The 17,282-nt window shown below is 69.3% G+C and carries 11 protein-coding genes and 1 pseudogene; 6 read left to right on the forward strand and 6 right to left on the reverse strand.

Going from position 1 to position 17,282, the window contains the following annotated elements; translation table 11 throughout:
* Positions 1–24: 24 nt before the first annotated feature.
* Positions 25–534 carry a TetR/AcrR family transcriptional regulator gene (locus tag ND450_RS17945; RefSeq protein ID WP_245786654.1) on the forward strand — a complete coding sequence of 170 codons (510 nt, stop codon included), beginning with the start codon at positions 25–27 and terminating at the stop codon, positions 532–534.
* Here ND450_RS17945 and ND450_RS17950 read toward each other — a convergent pair.
* The 4 genes and pseudogenes from ND450_RS17950 to ND450_RS17965 all read right to left on the reverse strand — a co-directional run bounded on the left by ND450_RS17950 (position 519) and on the right by ND450_RS17965 (position 2,898).
* Entirely contained in the window at positions 519–1,307 is a 789-nt protein-coding gene (locus ND450_RS17950; protein ID WP_253327945.1) for an energy-coupling factor ABC transporter ATP-binding protein, read from the reverse strand. The two genes, ND450_RS17945 and ND450_RS17950, sit on opposite strands and share 16 nt — an antisense overlap.
* Positions 1,296–1,934 (reverse strand): annotated as a pseudogene (gene cbiQ, locus ND450_RS17955) (cobalt ECF transporter T component CbiQ); the annotation flags it as partial. The gene ND450_RS17950 and the pseudogene cbiQ, both read right to left, overlap by 12 nt.
* Positions 1,931–2,215 (reverse strand): PDGLE domain-containing protein, encoded by a 285-nt coding sequence (locus ND450_RS17960; RefSeq protein WP_089926346.1) that lies wholly within the window; start codon positions 2,213–2,215, stop codon positions 1,931–1,933. The pseudogene cbiQ and the gene ND450_RS17960, both read right to left, overlap by 4 nt.
* Positions 2,212–2,898, reverse strand: coding sequence for an energy-coupling factor ABC transporter permease (locus ND450_RS17965; RefSeq protein WP_253327234.1), 687 nt, complete (start codon positions 2,896–2,898; stop codon positions 2,212–2,214). Before ND450_RS17965 ends, ND450_RS17960 begins: the two co-directional genes overlap by 4 nt.
* A gap of 269 nt (positions 2,899–3,167) precedes the next feature.
* Here ND450_RS17965 and ND450_RS17970 point away from each other — a divergent pair, with 269 nt between their 5' ends.
* The gene (locus tag ND450_RS17970; RefSeq protein ID WP_253327235.1) at positions 3,168–5,294 is read left to right on the forward strand and encodes a glycoside hydrolase family 95-like protein; all 2,127 of its coding nucleotides are present in this window, start codon (positions 3,168–3,170) and stop codon (positions 5,292–5,294) included.
* A 51-nt stretch (positions 5,295–5,345) separates the two neighbouring features.
* On the forward strand, positions 5,346–6,695 hold the full coding sequence (locus ND450_RS17975; protein ID WP_253327236.1) for an aminotransferase class V-fold PLP-dependent enzyme: 1,350 nt from the start codon (positions 5,346–5,348) through the stop codon (positions 6,693–6,695).
* 176 nt (positions 6,696–6,871) lie between these two features.
* On the opposite strand, the gene ND450_RS17980 is transcribed toward ND450_RS17975, so the two are convergent.
* A complete protein-coding gene (locus tag ND450_RS17980; protein WP_030474059.1) occupies positions 6,872–7,447 on the reverse strand; it encodes a MarR family winged helix-turn-helix transcriptional regulator in 576 nt (191 codons plus the stop codon).
* A gap of 303 nt (positions 7,448–7,750) precedes the next feature.
* Here ND450_RS17980 and ND450_RS17985 point away from each other — a divergent pair, with 303 nt between their 5' ends.
* Together ND450_RS17985 and ND450_RS17990 are read left to right on the forward strand one after the other, a co-directional pair.
* Positions 7,751–9,100 carry a glutamine synthetase family protein gene (locus ND450_RS17985; RefSeq protein ID WP_253327237.1) on the forward strand — a complete coding sequence of 450 codons (1,350 nt, stop codon included), beginning with the start codon at positions 7,751–7,753 and terminating at the stop codon, positions 9,098–9,100.
* Between the two features lie 10 nt (positions 9,101–9,110).
* Positions 9,111–11,597, forward strand: a complete 2,487-nt coding sequence (locus ND450_RS17990) for an RNA helicase (protein WP_089926335.1) — start codon at positions 9,111–9,113, stop codon at positions 11,595–11,597.
* Here the strand turns inward: ND450_RS17990 and ND450_RS17995 are convergent.
* A complete protein-coding gene (locus ND450_RS17995) occupies positions 11,575–16,662 on the reverse strand; it encodes an NACHT domain-containing NTPase (protein ID WP_253327238.1) in 5,088 nt (1,695 codons plus the stop codon). The two genes, ND450_RS17990 and ND450_RS17995, sit on opposite strands and share 23 nt — an antisense overlap.
* 331 nt (positions 16,663–16,993) lie before the next feature.
* On the opposite strand from ND450_RS17995, the gene ND450_RS18000 reads away from it, so the two are divergent.
* Entirely contained in the window at positions 16,994–17,281 is a 288-nt protein-coding gene (locus tag ND450_RS18000) for a hypothetical protein (protein WP_089926332.1), read from the forward strand.
* Position 17,282: the final 1 nt, after the last annotated feature.

Genomic DNA, 17,282 nt, shown 5'->3' on the forward strand with positions numbered 1-17,282 from the left:
GAACGCACGCCCCGGTTGGCAACGGTGAGGGCGGACGCGGCGCGCAATCGCGCGAAGGTGCTGGAAGCGGCCAGGGAGTTGTTCGCGGAGCAGGGCTTCGAGGTGCCGCTGGACGAGATCGCGACCCGCGCGGGGGTCGGGCCCGGCACGGTCTACCGCCACTTCCCGACGAAGCAGGCGCTGTTCCAGGCCGTGACCGAGGAGCGGGTCGCGGCGATGATCGCGACGGCGGGTGAGCCGTCGGACGATCCGGGAGCGGCGTTGTTCGCGTTCCTCGGCCGGATGGCGGACGAGGCCGCGGTGAAGCGCGACCTGTCCGACGCGATCACCGTGCCGACCGAGCTGCGCAAGTCCATGCAGGCGGCGATCGGCTCCCTGCTCGCCGACGCCCAGGCGGCCGGGGCGGTGCGTGCGGACATCACGGCCGTGGACCTGATCGCGTTGATGAAGGGGCTCATGCAGAGCATGCAGGAAGGGGCGAATCCCGCGGTGCTGCTGGAGATCGTGCTGAAAGGCCTTCAGTCGAGCCGGTAGCCGTAGGGCAGTTCGAGGCGGTGGCGGGCGAGGAGTTCGGTGTCGGCGAGGATCTCGCGGGTCGGGCCGTCCGCCACGACCACGCCGTCGTCGATCAGCACGCTGCGGGGGCAGATCTGCAGCGCGAACGGCAGGTCGTGCGTGACCATGAGCATGGTGGGGGCCAGCGAGAGCAGCAGCTCGGCGAGCTCTCGGCGGGCCACCGGTTCGAGGTTCGCGGACGGCTCGTCCAGCACGAGGACCTCCGGCGAGCAGGCCAGCACCGACGCCAGGGCGACGCGGCGGCGTTGACCACCCGAGAGGTGCAACGGCGAGCGGTCCGCGACCGACTCCATCCCCACCGCTCCCAACGCCTTCGCCACGCGCGCGTCCACATCGGACAGGCCGAAGTTGCGCGGCCCGAACGCCACGTCCTCGAAGACCGTGGGGCAGAACAGCTGGTCGTCGGGGTCCTGGAAGACGAGGCCGACGCGGCGGCGGATCTCGCGGAGGTTCTGCTTGCGGACCTCCAGCCCGGCGACCGAGATCGACCCGGAGCCGCCGGAGAGGACACCGTTGAGGTGCAACGCGAACGTGGTCTTGCCGGCACCGTTGGGGCCGAGCACCGCGACGCGTTCGCCGTGCTCGACGCGCAGGTCGACGCCGAACAGCGCCTGGTGCCCGTCCGGGTAGGCGAAGGCGAGCTTCGAGACCTCCAGCGCGGGCGCCGCCGCGGTCTCGGGCACGATCGTCGCCGAGCCTCCCGGCCTGCCCGTCCAGCCGCGCGACACCATCGCGAGGTGCACCCTCTCTCCGCGTTCGTAGGACCGGATGAACAACGTGCCGACCGACCGCGCCACCGCGCCCGCCTGCCACAGGAACCGCGGGTCGTCACCACGGGAGATGCGGGCGACGCGCATGCGCTTCGCCTCGCCCACGACGACCTCGCCGTAGCGGAGCATCAGCGTGGCGATCATGATCAGCGGCGCCGGCACCTTCAGCACCTGCAGGCCGCGCAGCAGGTCCCCCGGTGCCGTCGTGGCCGCCAGCGTGAGGCTGATCAGGACGCCCAGGGTCCCCTTCGCGAGGATGTTCCAGCCCGCGAGCGAGCCCTCGACCGACACGGAGAAGCCGAGGAACTCGGTGCGCGGGTCCGTGCCGAAGACCGGTAGCAGGAACGCGAGCACGACGAACGGCGTCTCGATCACCGCGCGCTTCACGAACCACAGCACGGGGACCCGCGCCACGAACCACACCGCGACGACCACCAGCAGGTAGACGCCGAACAGCGGGAACCACGTGCGCGGGGTCGCCACGACGCCCAGCACCGCCCCGAACGCCACGAGGATCTTCACGTGGGGCGCGAGGCGGTGCACCGGCGAGTCGCCGGCGTGGTGCAGGACGTCGTGGGCGCCGCTCACCGCGCGTCGGACTTCTTGCGCAGCACCCAGAAGAGGCCGAACGACAGCGCCAGCACCACGACCACGCCGAGGACGCCCGCGAGACCGGTGAACTTGTCGTCACCACCGAGCGCGTAGTCGGCGAACGTGCTGCCGGAGAACGGGTGCTCCTGCGCGTGCTCGGCGATCCCGGTGTCCTCGACGGTCTTGTCGAGGCCGTCCGGGTCACCCGACGCGAAGTACGACAGCACCCCCGCGATCAGCAGCGACACGAACGCGAACCCGATGAAGAACTTCTTCACGACCGCACCTCCAGCGGCTTGCGGCTGCCCTTCAGCAGGTGGACGAGGTCGGGCCGGATCGACGCGACCGACGTGACCGTGACGGCGGTGATCAGGCCCTCACCGATGCCGATCAGCGCGTGCAGGCCCCACATCAGCAGCGCGACCTTGCCGATCTCCACGCCGCCCGCGCCGCCGATGGCGTACTCGACGATGAAGCCGGTGGCGGCGAGCAGCGTGTTGACGAACGCCGAGATGAACGCGACGGCCGCGAGACCGCCCTTGCCCTTCTCGGCGAACCTGCGCAGGGCGACGGCGACGACGAACCCGGCCGCGGTGCCGATCAGCGCCATGTTCGTGACGTTCGCGCCCAGCGCCGTGAGGCCGCCGTCCGCGAACAGCAGCGCCTGCACCACGAGGACGATCGTCACGCACAGCGCGCCGACCCACGGGCCGACCAGGATCGCCGCGAGCGCGCCGCCGAGCAGGTGGCCGGAGGCGCCGGGCAGGATCGGGAAGTTGATCATCTGGACGGCGAAGATGAACGTGGCCACCAGGCCCGCCATCGGCGCCGTGCGGTCGTCGAGGTCCGCACTGGCCTTGACCAACGCGAAGCCGACGCCCACGGCCGCGACGACGAGGAAGACGATCGACACCGGCGCGTTCAGCAGACCGTCGCTCATGTGCATGGCAACAGGTGACATGAGCTGAGACGCTAATTGCCATTCCCCCGCTGTGGCCAGGGTTGTGCAACAACATTTGGCTCACACATCTCTGTCAACGCTCAAGTACGCCGCTAGTCATCGGATGACTTCTGCGGTTGAATCCGTTCCGCCGCCGCCACGGCACGGAGGGACGATCAGTGACAGAGTTGTCGCGTAGAACCTTTTTGTACGGGACGGGCGCAGCCGTGGGGGTCTCCGCGCTCGGGGTGGGCACCGCCGTCGCCGCACCCGAGACATCGGGTCACAGCGTGCATCGGGACGTGGTCGGGGACGCTCGCGTGGAATGGCGGCGACTTCCGGCGAATTGGGGCGATAGTCCCTTTCTCGCCAACGGCTTCCTCGGCGTCCAGGTGTACGCGGGCCGTACCGCCGACGAACTGAAGCTGATGCTCAGCCACTCCGAGGTGCAGGACCAGCGCGACCACTGGGAGGCGGCGATCGGCCTGTCCCGGCTGCCGATCGGGTACCTGACCCTGCGGTTCGCCGGCGCGATCACGGCCGTCGACTGGACGCTCGACCTGTGGAACGCCGAGCTCACGGGCTCGGTGACGACGACTCAGGGCAGTGCGTCGTTCAGGATGCTCGTGCACAACTCGCGCAGCACGTTCCTCGCGTTCGTGAACGGGGACGTGACCTGGGGTTTCCAGCCGCTGGAGTCGTCGACGACCCGTCAGATCCGCAGGCCCGCCGACTACACGGCCAACCCGGCGCCGACCCTGGGCACCGCGAACGGTGTCTCCTACGCCGCACAACCGCTGCTCGCGGGCGGTGGCTACACCACGGCCTGGCAGACCCGTGACGACCGGTTCGCAGCGCACGTGGCGTACACACACCCTGCGGACACGCACACGTCTGACGCGATCCGCGAGGTGCGCCAGGCGCACGCGATCCCGTTCGAGGTGCTGGTGTTGCAGCATCGTCGCTGGTGGAACGCCTACTACGCGAAGTCGCTGGTCTCGGTGCCGGACAAGCTGGTGCAGCGCTTCTACTGGTTGCAGCTCTACAAGATGGCGGCGGCGACGAGGGCCGACGCCCCGGTGATCTCCGAGTGGGGCCCGTGGTTCCCCGAGCAGGGCAACAGCTGGACGGCCGTGTGGTGGAACCTGAACGTCCAGATCTCGTATCCGCTGGTCAACGGCTCGAACCACCACGAGCTGGACGCGGTGACGACGACGTTGAAGCGGTTCGAGCACAACCTCGAACTCAACGTGAACCCCGCCTACCGCGACGGGAACTCGTACGCCATCTGCCACCCCGGTGACCGCACGCTGCGGTCGGGACCGCGCTACTGCGGCGTTCCGGGCGTCGCGCCGAACGACCATACGGGCAATCTTCTGTGGGCCTGCCACAACGTGTGGCTGGGCTACCGGCACACGATGGACCGCCGGATTTTGAAGGACGTCCTGTTCCCCATCCTTACTAAGGCCGTCAACTACTACGCTCGGTTCCTCGTCGAGGGAACGGACGGAAAGCTGCATCTGCCCGAGACGCGCTCACCGGAGTACGCGAACGCCACGGACACGACGTACGACCTCTCGCTGATCCGCTGGGGCGTGCGCACGCTGCTCTCCGTCGAGGAGAACCCGCGTTGGCGTGACATCGCTCAACGGCTCGTGCCGTACGCACAGGGCCCGGACGGCGTGCTGATCGGTCGTGACGTCGCCCTGAACGACTCGCACCGCCACTTCTCGCACATGCTGTGGTTCTACCCGTTGCGCGAGCTGACGTACGACATGCCGGAGCACCGCGCCCTGATCGACAAGACCTTCGACCACTGGGTCTCGCGGCGCGGGGCGTGGGCGGGCTACAGCTACGGTGCCGCGTCCGCGATGGCGTCGGCGATGGGCCGTCCGGAGGAGGCGCTCGCGTTCCTGCGCTACTTCCTCGACCGCAACCAGGTCGGCTCCAACGCCGTGCTGACCGAGAACACCTTCTACCGCGAGGGCGGCAACCTCGCCATCGAGTCGCCGCTGATGTCCGCGCAGGCCGTGCTGGAGATGATGGTCCAGTCGCACAACGGCGTCGTGCGCGTCTTCCCGTCGGTTTCGTCCACTTGGGCCGATGCCTCCATCTCGTCGTTGCGCACGCAAGGAGCGTTCCTTGTGGACGCTTCGCGCTCCGGCGGCCGCACCGACTGGGTGAAGGTGCGTTCCGAGGCGGGCTCGCCTTTGTTGCTGGAGCACGGAATCACGGGCGACATCGACGTCCGCGACACGTGGGGGCGCCGGCTCGACCACAGAATTCGTGGCTCTGCCGTCGAAATCCCGCTTCGCCGAGGTCAGAGCGCCGTCGTCTCCCGCCGCGGCACACGCCCCGACGTCTCAGCACGTGATGTGAAAGCCAACGGCTCGTCACCGCGCTGGGGTCTGCCGTAACGTCCAAATTCGAACATCAGGACGTGCGTGGGAACGAGTGGGGTGTGCGCGGTGGATCTTCAGCACTGGCTCAACGAGGCGCTGGCCAACCACGAGAAGTGGACGGCCGACTACGGCACCTTCACACCCCACTCGTCCCTGCAGGTCGACCCGGCCCTCTTCGGCTCGGCGCTGGCCGAGCTCCAGGACCGCCTCCGCGACAACTACCCGTTCTTCCACCCGCGCTACGCGGGCCAGATGCTCAAGCCGCCGCACCCGGCGGCCGTCGTCGGCTACCTGTCCGCGATGCTGATCAACCCGAACAACCACGCCCTCGACGGCGGCCCCGCCACCGCCGCCATGGAACGCGAGGTCGTCTCGGACCTGGCGAGGATGTTCGGCTACGGCGACCAGCACCTCGGCCACCTCACCTCCAGCGGCACGATCGCGAACCTGGAGGCGCTGTTCGTAGCCCGTTCGCTGCACCCAGGCCGTGGCGTCGCCTACTCCTCCGAGGCGCACTACACCCACTCACGCATGTGCGGCGTCCTGGGCATCGAGGGTTTCCCTGTCGCCGTGGACGGCCTCGGCCGCATGGACCTGGACGCGCTCGAAGAGCTCCTCCGCACCGGCAAGGTCGGCACGGTCGTGGTCACCCCGGGAACCACCGCTTTGGGCGCCATCGAACCGGTGCACCTCGTGCTGGACGTAGCACGCCGCTACGACGCACGGGTGCACGTGGACGGCGCGTACGGCGGCTTCTTCACGCTGCTGGCGGGCACCGACCTGGCCCCCGAGCCGTGGCATGCCATCGCCTCATGCGACTCCGTGGTGGTGGACCCGCACAAGCACGGCCTACAGCCGTACGGCTGCGGCGCGGTCCTGTTCCGAGACGCCTCCGTGGGCCGCTTCTACCTGCACGACTCCCCCTACACGTACTTCACGTCCGACGAGATGCACCTGGGCGAGATCAGCCTGGAATGCTCCCGGGCTGGCGCCGCGGCGGCGGGGTTGTGGCTGACGTTGCGGCTGCTGCCCCTCACGCGCGACGGCCTGGGCGAGGTCCTGGCGGCCGGACGCCGGGCAGCCGTGCGGTGGGCGTCGATGATCCGCGAATCGGAGGCGCTGGAGCTCTACCAGGAGCCCGAGCTGGACATCGTCACGTACTTCCCGCGCACCGACCCGCTGACCCTCTCGGCCGTGGACGCGGCCTCGCACCGTGTGATGGACACCGGCATGAACGCCCCCGTCGACCCGGTCTTCCTGAGCGTGGCACGGGCGTCGAAGGACGCGTTCGCGGCTCGGCATCCCGGGGTGGCGGCGGACGCGGACGGGGCTCGGGTGCTGCGGAGCGTTCTCATGAAGCCGGAGTCCGAGGACTACCTGGACACGCTGCACGCGCGGGTGTTGAGCCTGCTCTGAGCGGCGCCGAGCCGGTCACGGGCAGGGGCAGCAGGTGAGCTGTCCCTGCCCGCTGAAGCGCGGGAACCCGACCCGAACGCACTGGTCAGCGAACTACCCTCTGCCCACCCAGACCCCGACCGAACGTCAAATTGGGCGACTCACCCCCGGTGAGTCGCCCACAACGAGCGCAGCCGTCAGCCGTGCTTGGCCCGGCGTCCCGACCGGCGCGGCGGCAACGGCGTGTCCCCGCGCAGGTCCAGCCGGCGCTGCTCCCCGTTGGCCTCCAGGTGCGTGACCATCCGGCGCAGCATCTCGGCCAGCGACTGGGCCTCGGACGACTCCAGCGGGTCGGAGACGAAGACCTCTTCCTCGTTGAACTTGGGGAAGAGGTCGGCCATCAGCTCTTCACCCTCGGGGGTGAGTCGCAGCACGGCCAGCCGCCCGTCGGTCGGGTGCCCGAGGCGCTCCAGCAGGCCCCGCGACTGCAGCGTCTTGGCGACGCCGGTCAGGGTGCCCTTGGAGATCCCGGCCTCCTCGGCCACGTAGCGCGTCTCCATCTCGCCCCAGATCCACACGACCCAGAGCACGACGAAGCCGGTCCAGGTCAGATCGCTGGTGCGCAGCACCGAGTTCTCGAGGTGCTGGCGGATCGCGGTGGCGGCGCGGTGGATGTTCGACACCGCCGCCATCTGCTCGCGATGCAGCGGCACCGCACCGAGCTTGGCCTGGACGGCTTTCTCGGTCTCGGCAATCGTGTGGTGACCAGACAACTCAAAGTCTCCCGTGCTCGAGCTCAGGTGTTCCCGGCACAATACTTGCGGTTCCGAACTATGTCTGTGATGTGGTGCGAGTCGATCCGCAACCTCTTTGATCACGATCCCACATCGTGCATGATCTCGTGACGGTCGTCACCCGTCCAGTTACGGACTGTTGCCCGGTGGTGGACGATGAGTGTGGAGCACCCCGACTGGGACCAATGACGGTCTTCGCTCCACGGACGGGTCGATAGCGTTTGCCCCTCGACGTTATCCCCTCCGCGTCAGCGACACACAGTGCCGGAAAGGTAGTTCGACGTGGCCGGTGAACAGGTGACACGGGAACTCGCGGCAAGACTCGGCGAGGACGGGATCGACGTGGTGCGCGTCGTCTTCCCCGACCTGCTCGGCACCGACCGGGGCCGTGACGTCCTGGTAGAGCACCTACCTGCGGTTACCCAGCGCGGGCTGTCGTTCTGCCGTGCCGTCTACAGCACGACCCCGGGCGGCAAGACCACCGAGAACGGGGGTGTGCTGGACGCCGGGCTGCCCGACGTCATCGTGGTCCCCGACCTCGACACGCTGCTCCCGATCCCGTGGGAACCGGGCGTGGCGTGGTGCATCGGCGACGCGGTGAGCCCCGCGGACGAAAGACCCGTGGACGAATCGCCGCGCCAGGTGCTCCGAAGGGCGCTGGAGATATTCGACACCACGGGGCTCTCCCCCGTGATCGGTCCCGAGCTGGAATATTTTCTCTGCGAACCCGACGAAGATCGCCCGAACGGGTGGCGTCCGTACTGCGACGAGCCCGGCAACGTCTACGCGACGGGGCGCCGCGGTGATTCCGACGGTCATCTGCTGAGAACTCTTCGCACGCTCAGCAGCGCGGGCCTGCAGACGACCGGCGGCAACCACGAGTACGCCGGTGGCCAGTTCGAGATCAACCTCGTCCACTCGCCGGCGATGGACGCGGCCGACCGCGCGTTCCGGTTCAAGACGAGCGTCAAGGAGCTCGCGAGGCGGGAAGGCCGGCTCGCGACGTTCATGGCCAAGCCGTTCAACGACGGCGGCGGCAGCGGGTTCCACCTGCACCTCTCGTGCCACGAGAAGGACGGCCGCAACGCGTTCCAGGCGGCGGGCACGTCGAGCGGGCTGTCGGACGAGGCGCGCTGGGCGATCGGCGGCATCCTCAAGCACGCGCCCGCGCTCGCCGCGCTGCTCAACCCCACGGTCAACTCCTACAAGCGGTTCGGGCCCGACTCGCTCGCGCCGTGGCTGATCGACTGGGGCCTCGACAACCGCAGCGCGATGCTGCGGGTGCCGGCCGAACGCGGCGAGACCACGCGGCTCGAGCTGCGGCTCGGCGACGCGAGCGCGAACCCGTACCTCGGCATCGCGGGCCTCATCGCCGCCACCTACCTGGGCATTCGCGACCAGATCGAGCCGCCGCGGCCGTCCGCCGGGTACGGCTACGACCCGTCCAAGGCCCCGACGCTGCCCGCCACGCTGCCCGACGCCCTCGCCTACCTGGAGGAGGACACGTCGATGGTCGACGTGCTGGGCAAGGACTTCGTGCGGTCCTATGTGGACTTCAAGTGGGAGGAGGTGGCCCGGTTCCAGCGGTTCGTGACCGACTGGGAGTTCACCGAATACGCGTACCACCTATAGTTCACCTGCGATGACTGCACTCACGGACCGGCTCACCTCGATCGCCGACGAAGACGAACTGTTCGACGCCTTCTCCCACTGGGCGACCGAGCGCGGCCTGGCGCTGTACCCGGCGCAGGAGGAAGCGGTCATCGAGCTCGTCTCGGGGGCCAACGTCATCCTCAGCACGCCCACGGGGTCGGGCAAGAGCCTGGTGGCCATCGGCGCGCACCTCGTCGCGATGGCGGGCAACCAGCGCAGCTTCTACACGGCGCCGATCAAGGCGCTGGTCTCGGAGAAGTTCTTCGCGCTGTGCGAGGTCTTCGGGCCGGAGAACGTCGGCATGATGACCGGCGACGCCTCGGTCAACGACCAGGCGCCCATCATCTGCTGCACCGCCGAAATCCTCGCGAACATCGCGCTGCGCGACGGCGCCGCGGCCGACGTCGGCCAGGTCGTGATGGACGAGTTCCACTTCTACAGCGAGCCCGACCGCGGCTGGGCCTGGCAGGTGCCGATCGTCGAGCTGCCGCAGGCCCAGTTCCTGCTGATGTCGGCGACGCTCGGCGACGTCTCGTTCTTCGAGAAGGACCTCACGCGGCGCACCGGCCGCCCGACGGCCGTGGTCCGCTCGGCGCAGCGCCCGGTGCCGCTGAACTTCCAGTACGTCACCACGCCGTTGCACGAGACGATCGAAGACCTGCTGCACGGCCGTGAAGCGCCGATCTACGTCGTGCACTTCACGCAGGCCGCGGCCCTGGAGCGCGCGCAGTCGCTGATGAGCGTCAACGTCGCCACCAAGGCCGAGAAGGAGGAGATCGCCTCCACGATCGGCAACTTCCGTTTCTCCTCGGGGTTCGGCAAGACGCTGTCGCGGCTGGTCCGGCACGGCATCGGCGTGCACCACGCCGGCATGCTGCCGAAGTACCGCCGCCTGGTCGAGCAGCTCGCGCAGGCCGGTCTGCTCAAGGTCATCTGCGGCACGGACACCCTCGGCGTCGGCATCAACGTGCCGATCCGCACGGTCGTGTTCACGGCTCTCTCGAAGTACGACGGCACGCGCACGCGGATCTTGAAGGCCCGTGAGTTCCACCAGATCGCCGGGCGGGCGGGCCGCGCGGGCTACGACACCGTCGGCACGGTCGTCGTGCAGGCGCCCGAGCACGAGGTCGAGAACATCAAGGCGCTCGCGAAGGCGGGCGACGACCCGAAGAAGCGCCGCAAGGTCGTCCGCAAGAAGGCCCCGGACGGGTTCGTGTCGTGGAGCGAGTCGACGTTCGAACGGCTCGTCGGCGCCGAGCCCGAGCCTCTGACCTCGTCGTTCCAGGTTTCGCACGCGATGCTGCTGAACGTGATCGGCCGGCCCGCCGGTGGCGCGTTCCAGGCCATGCGGCACCTGCTGGAGGACAACCACGAGGACCGCCCGAAGCAGCTCAGGCACATCAAGCGCGCTTTGGCGATGTACAAGGCGCTGGTCGCCGCGGGTGTCGTGGAACGCGACGGCGACGACTTCCGCCTCACGATGGACCTGCAGTTCAACTTCGCGCTGAACCAGCCGCTGTCGCCGTTCGCGCTGGCCGCGATCGAACTGCTCGACCGCGAGGCGCCGGGCTACGAGCTGGACGTGCTGTCGGTGATCGAGTCCATCCTGGACGACCCGAGGCAGATCCTGGGCGCGCAGGAGCACAAGGCGCGCGGCGAGGCGATCGGCGCGATGAAGGCCGACGGCATCGAGTACGACCAGCGCATGGAGCTGCTGGACGAGGTCACGTACCCGAAGCCGCTGAACGAACTGCTGGAAGCCGCCTTCTTCACCTACCGCCGCGGCCACCCGTGGGTCGGCGACTACCACCTGTCCCCCAAGGCCGTCGTGCGCGACATGTACGAGCGCGCGATGACGTTCACGGAGTACGTGTCGTTCTACGGTCTGGCGCGCTCCGAGGGCCTGGTGCTGCGGTACCTGGCCGACGCCTACAAGGCGCTGTCGCAGACGGTGCCCGACGAGGCGAAGACCGAGGAGCTGCAGGACCTGATCTCGTGGCTCGGCGAGCTCGTCCGCCAGGTCGACTCGTCGCTGATCGACGAGTGGGAGAAGCTCACCAACCCCGACGCACCGGTCGAGGAGGTCCGCGTCGACCTCCCGCCCGCGGTCACCCGCAACGTCCGCGCGTTCCGCGTCCTGGTCCGCAACGCCCTGTTCCGCCGCGTCGAACTGGCCGCCAAGCGCGACTGGTACTCCCTCGGCGAGCTCGACCACGAGTCGGGCTGGACCGCCAAGGAGTGGATGGACGCGCTGGAGCCGTACTTCGAGGAGCACTCGGACATCGGCGCGGGCCCGAACGCGCGCGGCCCGGCGTTCCTGATCATCAACGTCGAGCGCGAGCGCTGGGTCTGCCGCCAGATCTTCGAGGACCCGGCCGGCGACAAGGACTGGGGCTTCAACGCCGAGGTCGACCTGGCCGCGTCCGACGAACTGGGCGAGGCCGTCGTGACGATCACGGACGTCGGCAGGCTCTGAGCCAGGCCCGGGCCTCCTCCAGCGCGAGGTCGCTCCACCGCGCGAGATCGCGGGCGGCTCTGCGGCGCACGTGCCACGGCGCGCCGTCGTCCTGCATCACGTCTCGCGCGGTGACCGCAGCCCGTTCGCGGTAATCGCGCCTCAGGCCGAGCATGGCCTCGGCGGCCCTGATCCGCACGAGCGGCGGGCCTGCCCCGGTCATGGCTTGGAGTGCCCGTGCGCCGTCCTCCGGCTCGAACACGCCCAACAGCTGATGCAGCCTGATCCGTCGCAGTTCGTCGTGGGTTCGGAGACTCCGCAGGAACCTCACGACCTCGGCGCGCAGGTCGGGCCTGATCTTGCCCACGACGGTCGCGGCCTCGGCTCTCGCAGTCACCGGCAGCTCTTCGTCGCCCATGACGAGGTGGAGCACCGCGACTCCCCGTTCGCGTCCCATCTCCCCGAACCGGGTCAGCTCCACCCCCGCCCGCCACCGCAGTGCGGCCCTGGTCGCGGGGCTTCCGCCGATCGCCTCCAGCACCGCCGCGGCGGCCACCCGGTCGGCGAAGTCGTACTCCCGCAGCCGCTTCGCCGCACGCCAGCGGACCGCAGGCCTCGGATCCGCCAGCAGCTTCCGCAGGGTGCCGATCTCGCTTCTCGCCTCGGCCCGTTCCATCCGCTGCTCGGCTGAACGCCCTTCCACGGTCCAGTCGAACCGCGAAGCCTTCCACCGCTCGCGCCACGGTTGGGTCTCGTCGTCGGCGACGGCCCTGGCGGCGGCGCGGACCTGCGCGCTCCAGCGGGGGCCGAGCTTGGCCAGTTCCTCCTGGCCCTTCCACCCCAGGCCGCTCAGCAGGTCGGCGGCTTCACCGACGAAGCGCGAGGACAGCACGGCGAGACCGGCGGCGGCCGCGACGCGGTCGCGGTGGGTGCTTTCGGGCGCGGCGAGCACATCGCGCACCATGGCTTCCGTCTCGGGCCGCAGTGGCAGGTAGAACCGGCGGTCGAGAGTCGGCAGCCGGTGCTCCACCGCGATGGAGCGGTCCGCGAGCACCTGCCGCTGCCGGCTCAGTCTGCTCTTGCGTTCCTGGCACTCGAGCGCGAGTTTCACCTCGGCGTCGCCACACGCCGGGTCCTGGATGATGGACCTCGCCAGGAAATCCGTGGCCGCTGTGATCGAGTAGGTCATGCGCTTCAGAAACCGTACCGCTGACACCTTTTCCGCAGAGGTGCGTTCCGGATTCGTGGCGACGTCGCGCCACAGGGTCAAAGCCGCGGAGGTGGTGGTCAGGTCCAGTTCATGCGCGCGGTACGCCGATTCACAGCGTTCGGCCGTCGCTTGTGTTCGATCGTCGCGTATGCGCTCGTGAAGGCGCACAACCCCGGAGATTTCCCTGTCATCATGCAAAGCCAGGACCTCCAGCGCATCTGAACGAATCCCGTGCTCCAGCCACATGTCATGGGCGAATCCCTGGAGGAGGGACTCCGGCACCTCGTTCCGGTTCAGCGTGTCCAGCGCGCTCACAACACGCAGCCGGTGCCGGACCGGAGCATTTACGTCGGTGGCGAGTGCCCGCAGCTTCGGAACCGGATCAGCTCCGAGCGCCACGAGGCTGCACAGATCGATTCGCCACCAGTTCCGACTCTCCCGGAAGTCCTGGAGCAGGGTGTCGGCCGCGGCGTCGGCGTGTTCCGGCTGCAGGTGTGCCAGCAGGACAGCTGCCCTGAAGCGGTCGCCGATGTCGGCGATCCGGTCGAACACGATCGGTCGCAGCACCGCGGCGAGCTCTGGTCCGTCCAGGTGACCCAGCGCCTGGATCCCCTCAACGGTGTTCACCACCACCGCAGTTGAGCTGTCCTCCGACAGCGCAACGTCGCGCAGTGCCTCGGCGATCTCCCTGCGGAACACCTCCGCCAGATCCGCGAACTCCCGCAACCATTCATCCAGGTACACCCGGGGTAACGATTCCGACCTGATGAGGCCGATGAGCACGCGCACCACAGCGCGGTGAAAGGTGTGTCCGAACATCACGAGAAGGCGCGCGGCGCAGCCACGCCACTGTTCGTCCCTGTCATCGTTCTCGAGCAGCCGGAGCAGTGCGCCCGACGCGGCCTCGCGGTCGTCGAGGACCATTCTGTTGAACCACAACCCACCGGGAGGCCAACGATCGTCCTCCTCCGAGGTCACAATCGGCCGCATTTGTGCTTTGGCTGCTTCCGCACGGAAGCCGGTGTCCAGTCTGGCGAGGCTCTGCCAAGCCGAGATCCCCACTTCCAGGTGGAACCGCTGCACCGCCATGTCGCGAAGATGAGGAATCAGCTCCGCGTGAAACTCGGGTCCGAGCTCGATGAGCTCGTAAGCGGCCAGGTCGCGCCGCCTCAGGTCGACCGAGCTGTCCACGACGGTCGCCCACAGTTCGGCTGCCGCGTCGACACGACGGGCCCCTCCCAACGCCGCGAGCACGCCCAGCGCCCGTTCGCGTTCCCAGACCACCGAGGCGTGCTGGCCGGTCGCCTTGCTGAGCCGCGTCAGGTGGCCGACCGCCTCCGGCTCGTGGTCGGGGCCGATCCTGCACAGGTTCCGTGCCGTCCAGAGGAGCGCGTTGAGAGGAGTGGCGGCGCTGTCAGACGTCCGGCGCAGAAGATCTGCGGCCTGCTCCCTGCACTCCCCGCCGCACTTCGCCATCATCTCGCCGATCTGCCACAGCTGGTAGGGCCGGACATCGGCTTCCTGCGACATGGTCTCGAGATGCCTCATCGCCAGTGCCCGGTGGGACGGCCTGATCCTCGTCAGAGCCCAGGCCGCGGCGGCTCTCTCCGACCGGTACAACCTGAGGTCGGTGACTCGATCGATGAGGGCGTGGATACCCGCGGCGGCGTGCCCAGGTCCGAGTGAGGCGAGCGTTTCGGCGGCGATTCGGAGAGGTTCCCTGCCGTAGATCGTCCAGGTGATCCGCAGCATGTTCACGAGGACATCCCCGCAAAGGTCCGCGTGTTCCGCGGTGATCTGCGTGAGTGCGTCGGCCGCTTCGATCAACCGTTCCGGTGGGCATTCGGGATCGTTCAGCGTGGCCACCAAGACGGCGGTGGCGTGAACCCTGGCGCTACCTCCCAGAGACGCCAGGACGAGTGCGGCGTCGCGGTGTTCGCGTGCTGTTGTCAGGGGATCGGCGAGGATCCCGCGCAAGGCCTGCTCCGCCGCTGCCCGCTGGTCCTCCCCGCAGTCCGACAGGGCCTCGGCCGCGACCAGCCTGTTCCCCGCGTGGCCTTCGAGGTCACTGACCACCGTGTGCAGCAAGGCGAGCGCGGCCTGTTCGTGGCGGCCCCGCAACCGGGTGGCCAGCGCGGCCGCCGCCTCGGCCCGGCTCGTCCAGGGCGCACGCGGGTCGTTCATGAGGTCGGCCAGCCAGTCGGGCAGGCCGGGGTGGTGGGTGGCGCGGCTGGCGCCCGCGAGGATGTCGTAGGCGTTGTAGTGCGTGGTCATGGCCCAGGCGCGGGCGGTGGTGAGGAAGGCCTCGGTCACGCCCGGGGAGGCGGGGAGGTGGCCTGCCAGCAGGCGGGCGGCCAGGAGGTGTTGTTCGGAGTCGCCGGCGTCGAGGGTGCGGAGGAGTTCGTCGGCCTGGGGCGGGTGCAGGCGGCCGTAGTGGAGCAGGACGCGGCGGGCGTGGCGGCCGTGTTCTCGCGGGCGCGCCGCGTGCAGGAGGTGGGCGAAGTCGTTGTGCTCCGCGGAGAAGGTGGCGGGGAGGCTGCGGGCCTTCGCCGTGGCGGCCAGGTGGTCGGCGAAGCTGTGGTGCAGGAACTGGACGTCGTCGGCGCGCAGGGTGAAGGGGCCCACCGCCGTCAGGAAGCGGACGAGGTCGTCCTGCCAGTCGCCGGGGACGTGCCGCGTCGCCCACGCGCGGGCGGCGTCCAGGAGCGAGGTGTCGGCGTCCACGCGGACCAGGCCGAGGTGTTCGAACAGGGGCTCGCGGTGCGCGTCGAGCGGGCTCGGGTGGCGTTGGTGGCCCGTGCGCAGGTATCGGAGGTACGCCTCGTAGAGCTCGTACTGGTTGTCCGGCAACGGATGCGCTCGCCGTTGCTCGAAGATGATCGCCGCGATGGTGGCCAGCAGGGGTACGCGCACGAGCTCGTCGAGGTAGGCCTTGCGGATCTGGCGCAGGAAGTTCGCGGCGGCGTCGCCGTCGTCGGAGAACCAGCTCTCCGCGAACGTGCGCAGCGCCTCCTCGTCGAACGGCTGCAGCTCGTAGCGCACGGCACCGATGCGTTGCAGCGGGGCCAGGACACCGCCCTCGATCGGGCGTGTGGTCAGGACGATGCGGTAGACGTCGCCGGAGGCCGCCCAGCCGGCGAGCGCGTGCACCAGGTCGTCGCGGTCGGAGGGTGAGGTGACCTCGTCCAGGCCGTCGACGAGGAGCAGCCAGCGGCAGCCGGAGACGCGGTCCTCGAAGTGCGACGGGTCGATCGCGTACCTGAGCCGCAGGTTGTACTCGGCGCGCACGCTCGCGGCGAGTGCCTCGGCGAACGGGGCGTCCAGGCGTGCGGCCAGCTCTCTCGCGGTCAGGCGCAGCGGCACCACGCGTTCGGTCGTCTGCTCCGCGCCGCCGCCCGACCAGCCGCGCGCGAGGTCGGCGGCGAGCCTCAGGGTGAGGGTGGACTTGCCCTGGCCGGGGCCCCCGGTGATGACGAGGTGGTCGTCGGACTCCAGCGCCTCGCGCACCGTGCGCGACGGTGGCCGCACCGACGTCCGCACGCGCGGGGTGGTGGACACCTCGACGAGCTGGCCGTGGCCGTCGACCATCGGCCGCGGCCGGGCGTCGCCGGAGGTCAGCTCGTCACCGCCGGTGCCGAGGTCCTGCCGCACGTAGACGGTGGACAGCGACGGCGTTCGCGCGCCACGCAGTTGATATGGCAGCTGCTCGGCCATCAGCACCTGGGCCCGCATCAGCGAGTCGATCTCGACCGGGGCGGCGCGGCGGGTCTCGCCGCCGACGTGCAGGTCGCCGTGGACCTGGCCCACCTGAACGACGTTGGCCGCTTCGCCCACCCGCGCGATGTTGGTGGCGTCGCCCGCCCGCTCCGAGGTCATGCCCGGACCTCCCGCAGCACTCGTTCGGCTTCGAAGGTCTGGCAACGGTACCTGTCACGGGCTCGCGCGTGGCCGATTTCATGTCCTGTCCGCGGGGGCCGGCGAATTCACCCGCGCGGAGCGCGCATATTCGATCCGAACGTCGAAACAGGACGCATTCCGGCGGCAATGAGGACATGCCAGTTGAGACGAACCATATGAGACGACAGTGCAATCGATTGATCACATGGAGCCGTTGGGGGCAACATCATTGCACTGGGACACCACGGCCGGGATATGGTGATGCCGCAGTGGCAGAAATTCCTGGCACGGCCCCGTCTGGAGGAGTGAAGTGGACCCGGCACTGGACGCCTTGCGCGACCGGCTGGCGGAGATCGTCGCGTCGCCGCCGGACAACACCGAGGAGCTCGTGGACACGCTGAGCGGTCTCGCCAAGCTCTCGAACCAGTGGTCGGAGGCGATCCAGGCGCTCCGCGCGCCCACCCGCAGACTCGTCGGCCCGGCCGCCGCCGCCTCCGTGAGCGTGGCCGCCCGTCGTGCCGAGGAGTCGTTCATCGAGCTGGAGATCACGCTCGGTGACGCCTTGGCCGCGCAACCCCGGGCGGTCAGACACTCCTGAC

Source organism: Lentzea sp. HUAS12 (assembly GCF_024125735.1).
Lineage (GTDB): Bacteria > Actinomycetota > Actinomycetes > Mycobacteriales > Pseudonocardiaceae > Lentzea > Lentzea albida.

Bases quoted from the DNA above. Each gene is read 5' to 3' on its own strand.
- ND450_RS17950 (WP_253327945.1), bottom strand. From the start codon at position 1,307: ATGGTGTCGCGCGGCTGGACGGGCAGGCCGGGAGGCTCGGCGACGATC.
- ND450_RS17965 (WP_253327234.1), bottom strand. From the start codon at position 2,898: ATGTCACCTGTTGCCATGCACATGAGCGACGGTCTGCTGAACGCGCCG.
- ND450_RS17990 (WP_089926335.1), top strand. From the start codon at position 9,111: ATGACTGCACTCACGGACCGGCTCACCTCGATCGCCGACGAAGACGAA.
- ND450_RS17995 (WP_253327238.1), bottom strand. From the start codon at position 16,662: ATGACCTCGGAGCGGGCGGGCGACGCCACCAACATCGCGCGGGTGGGC.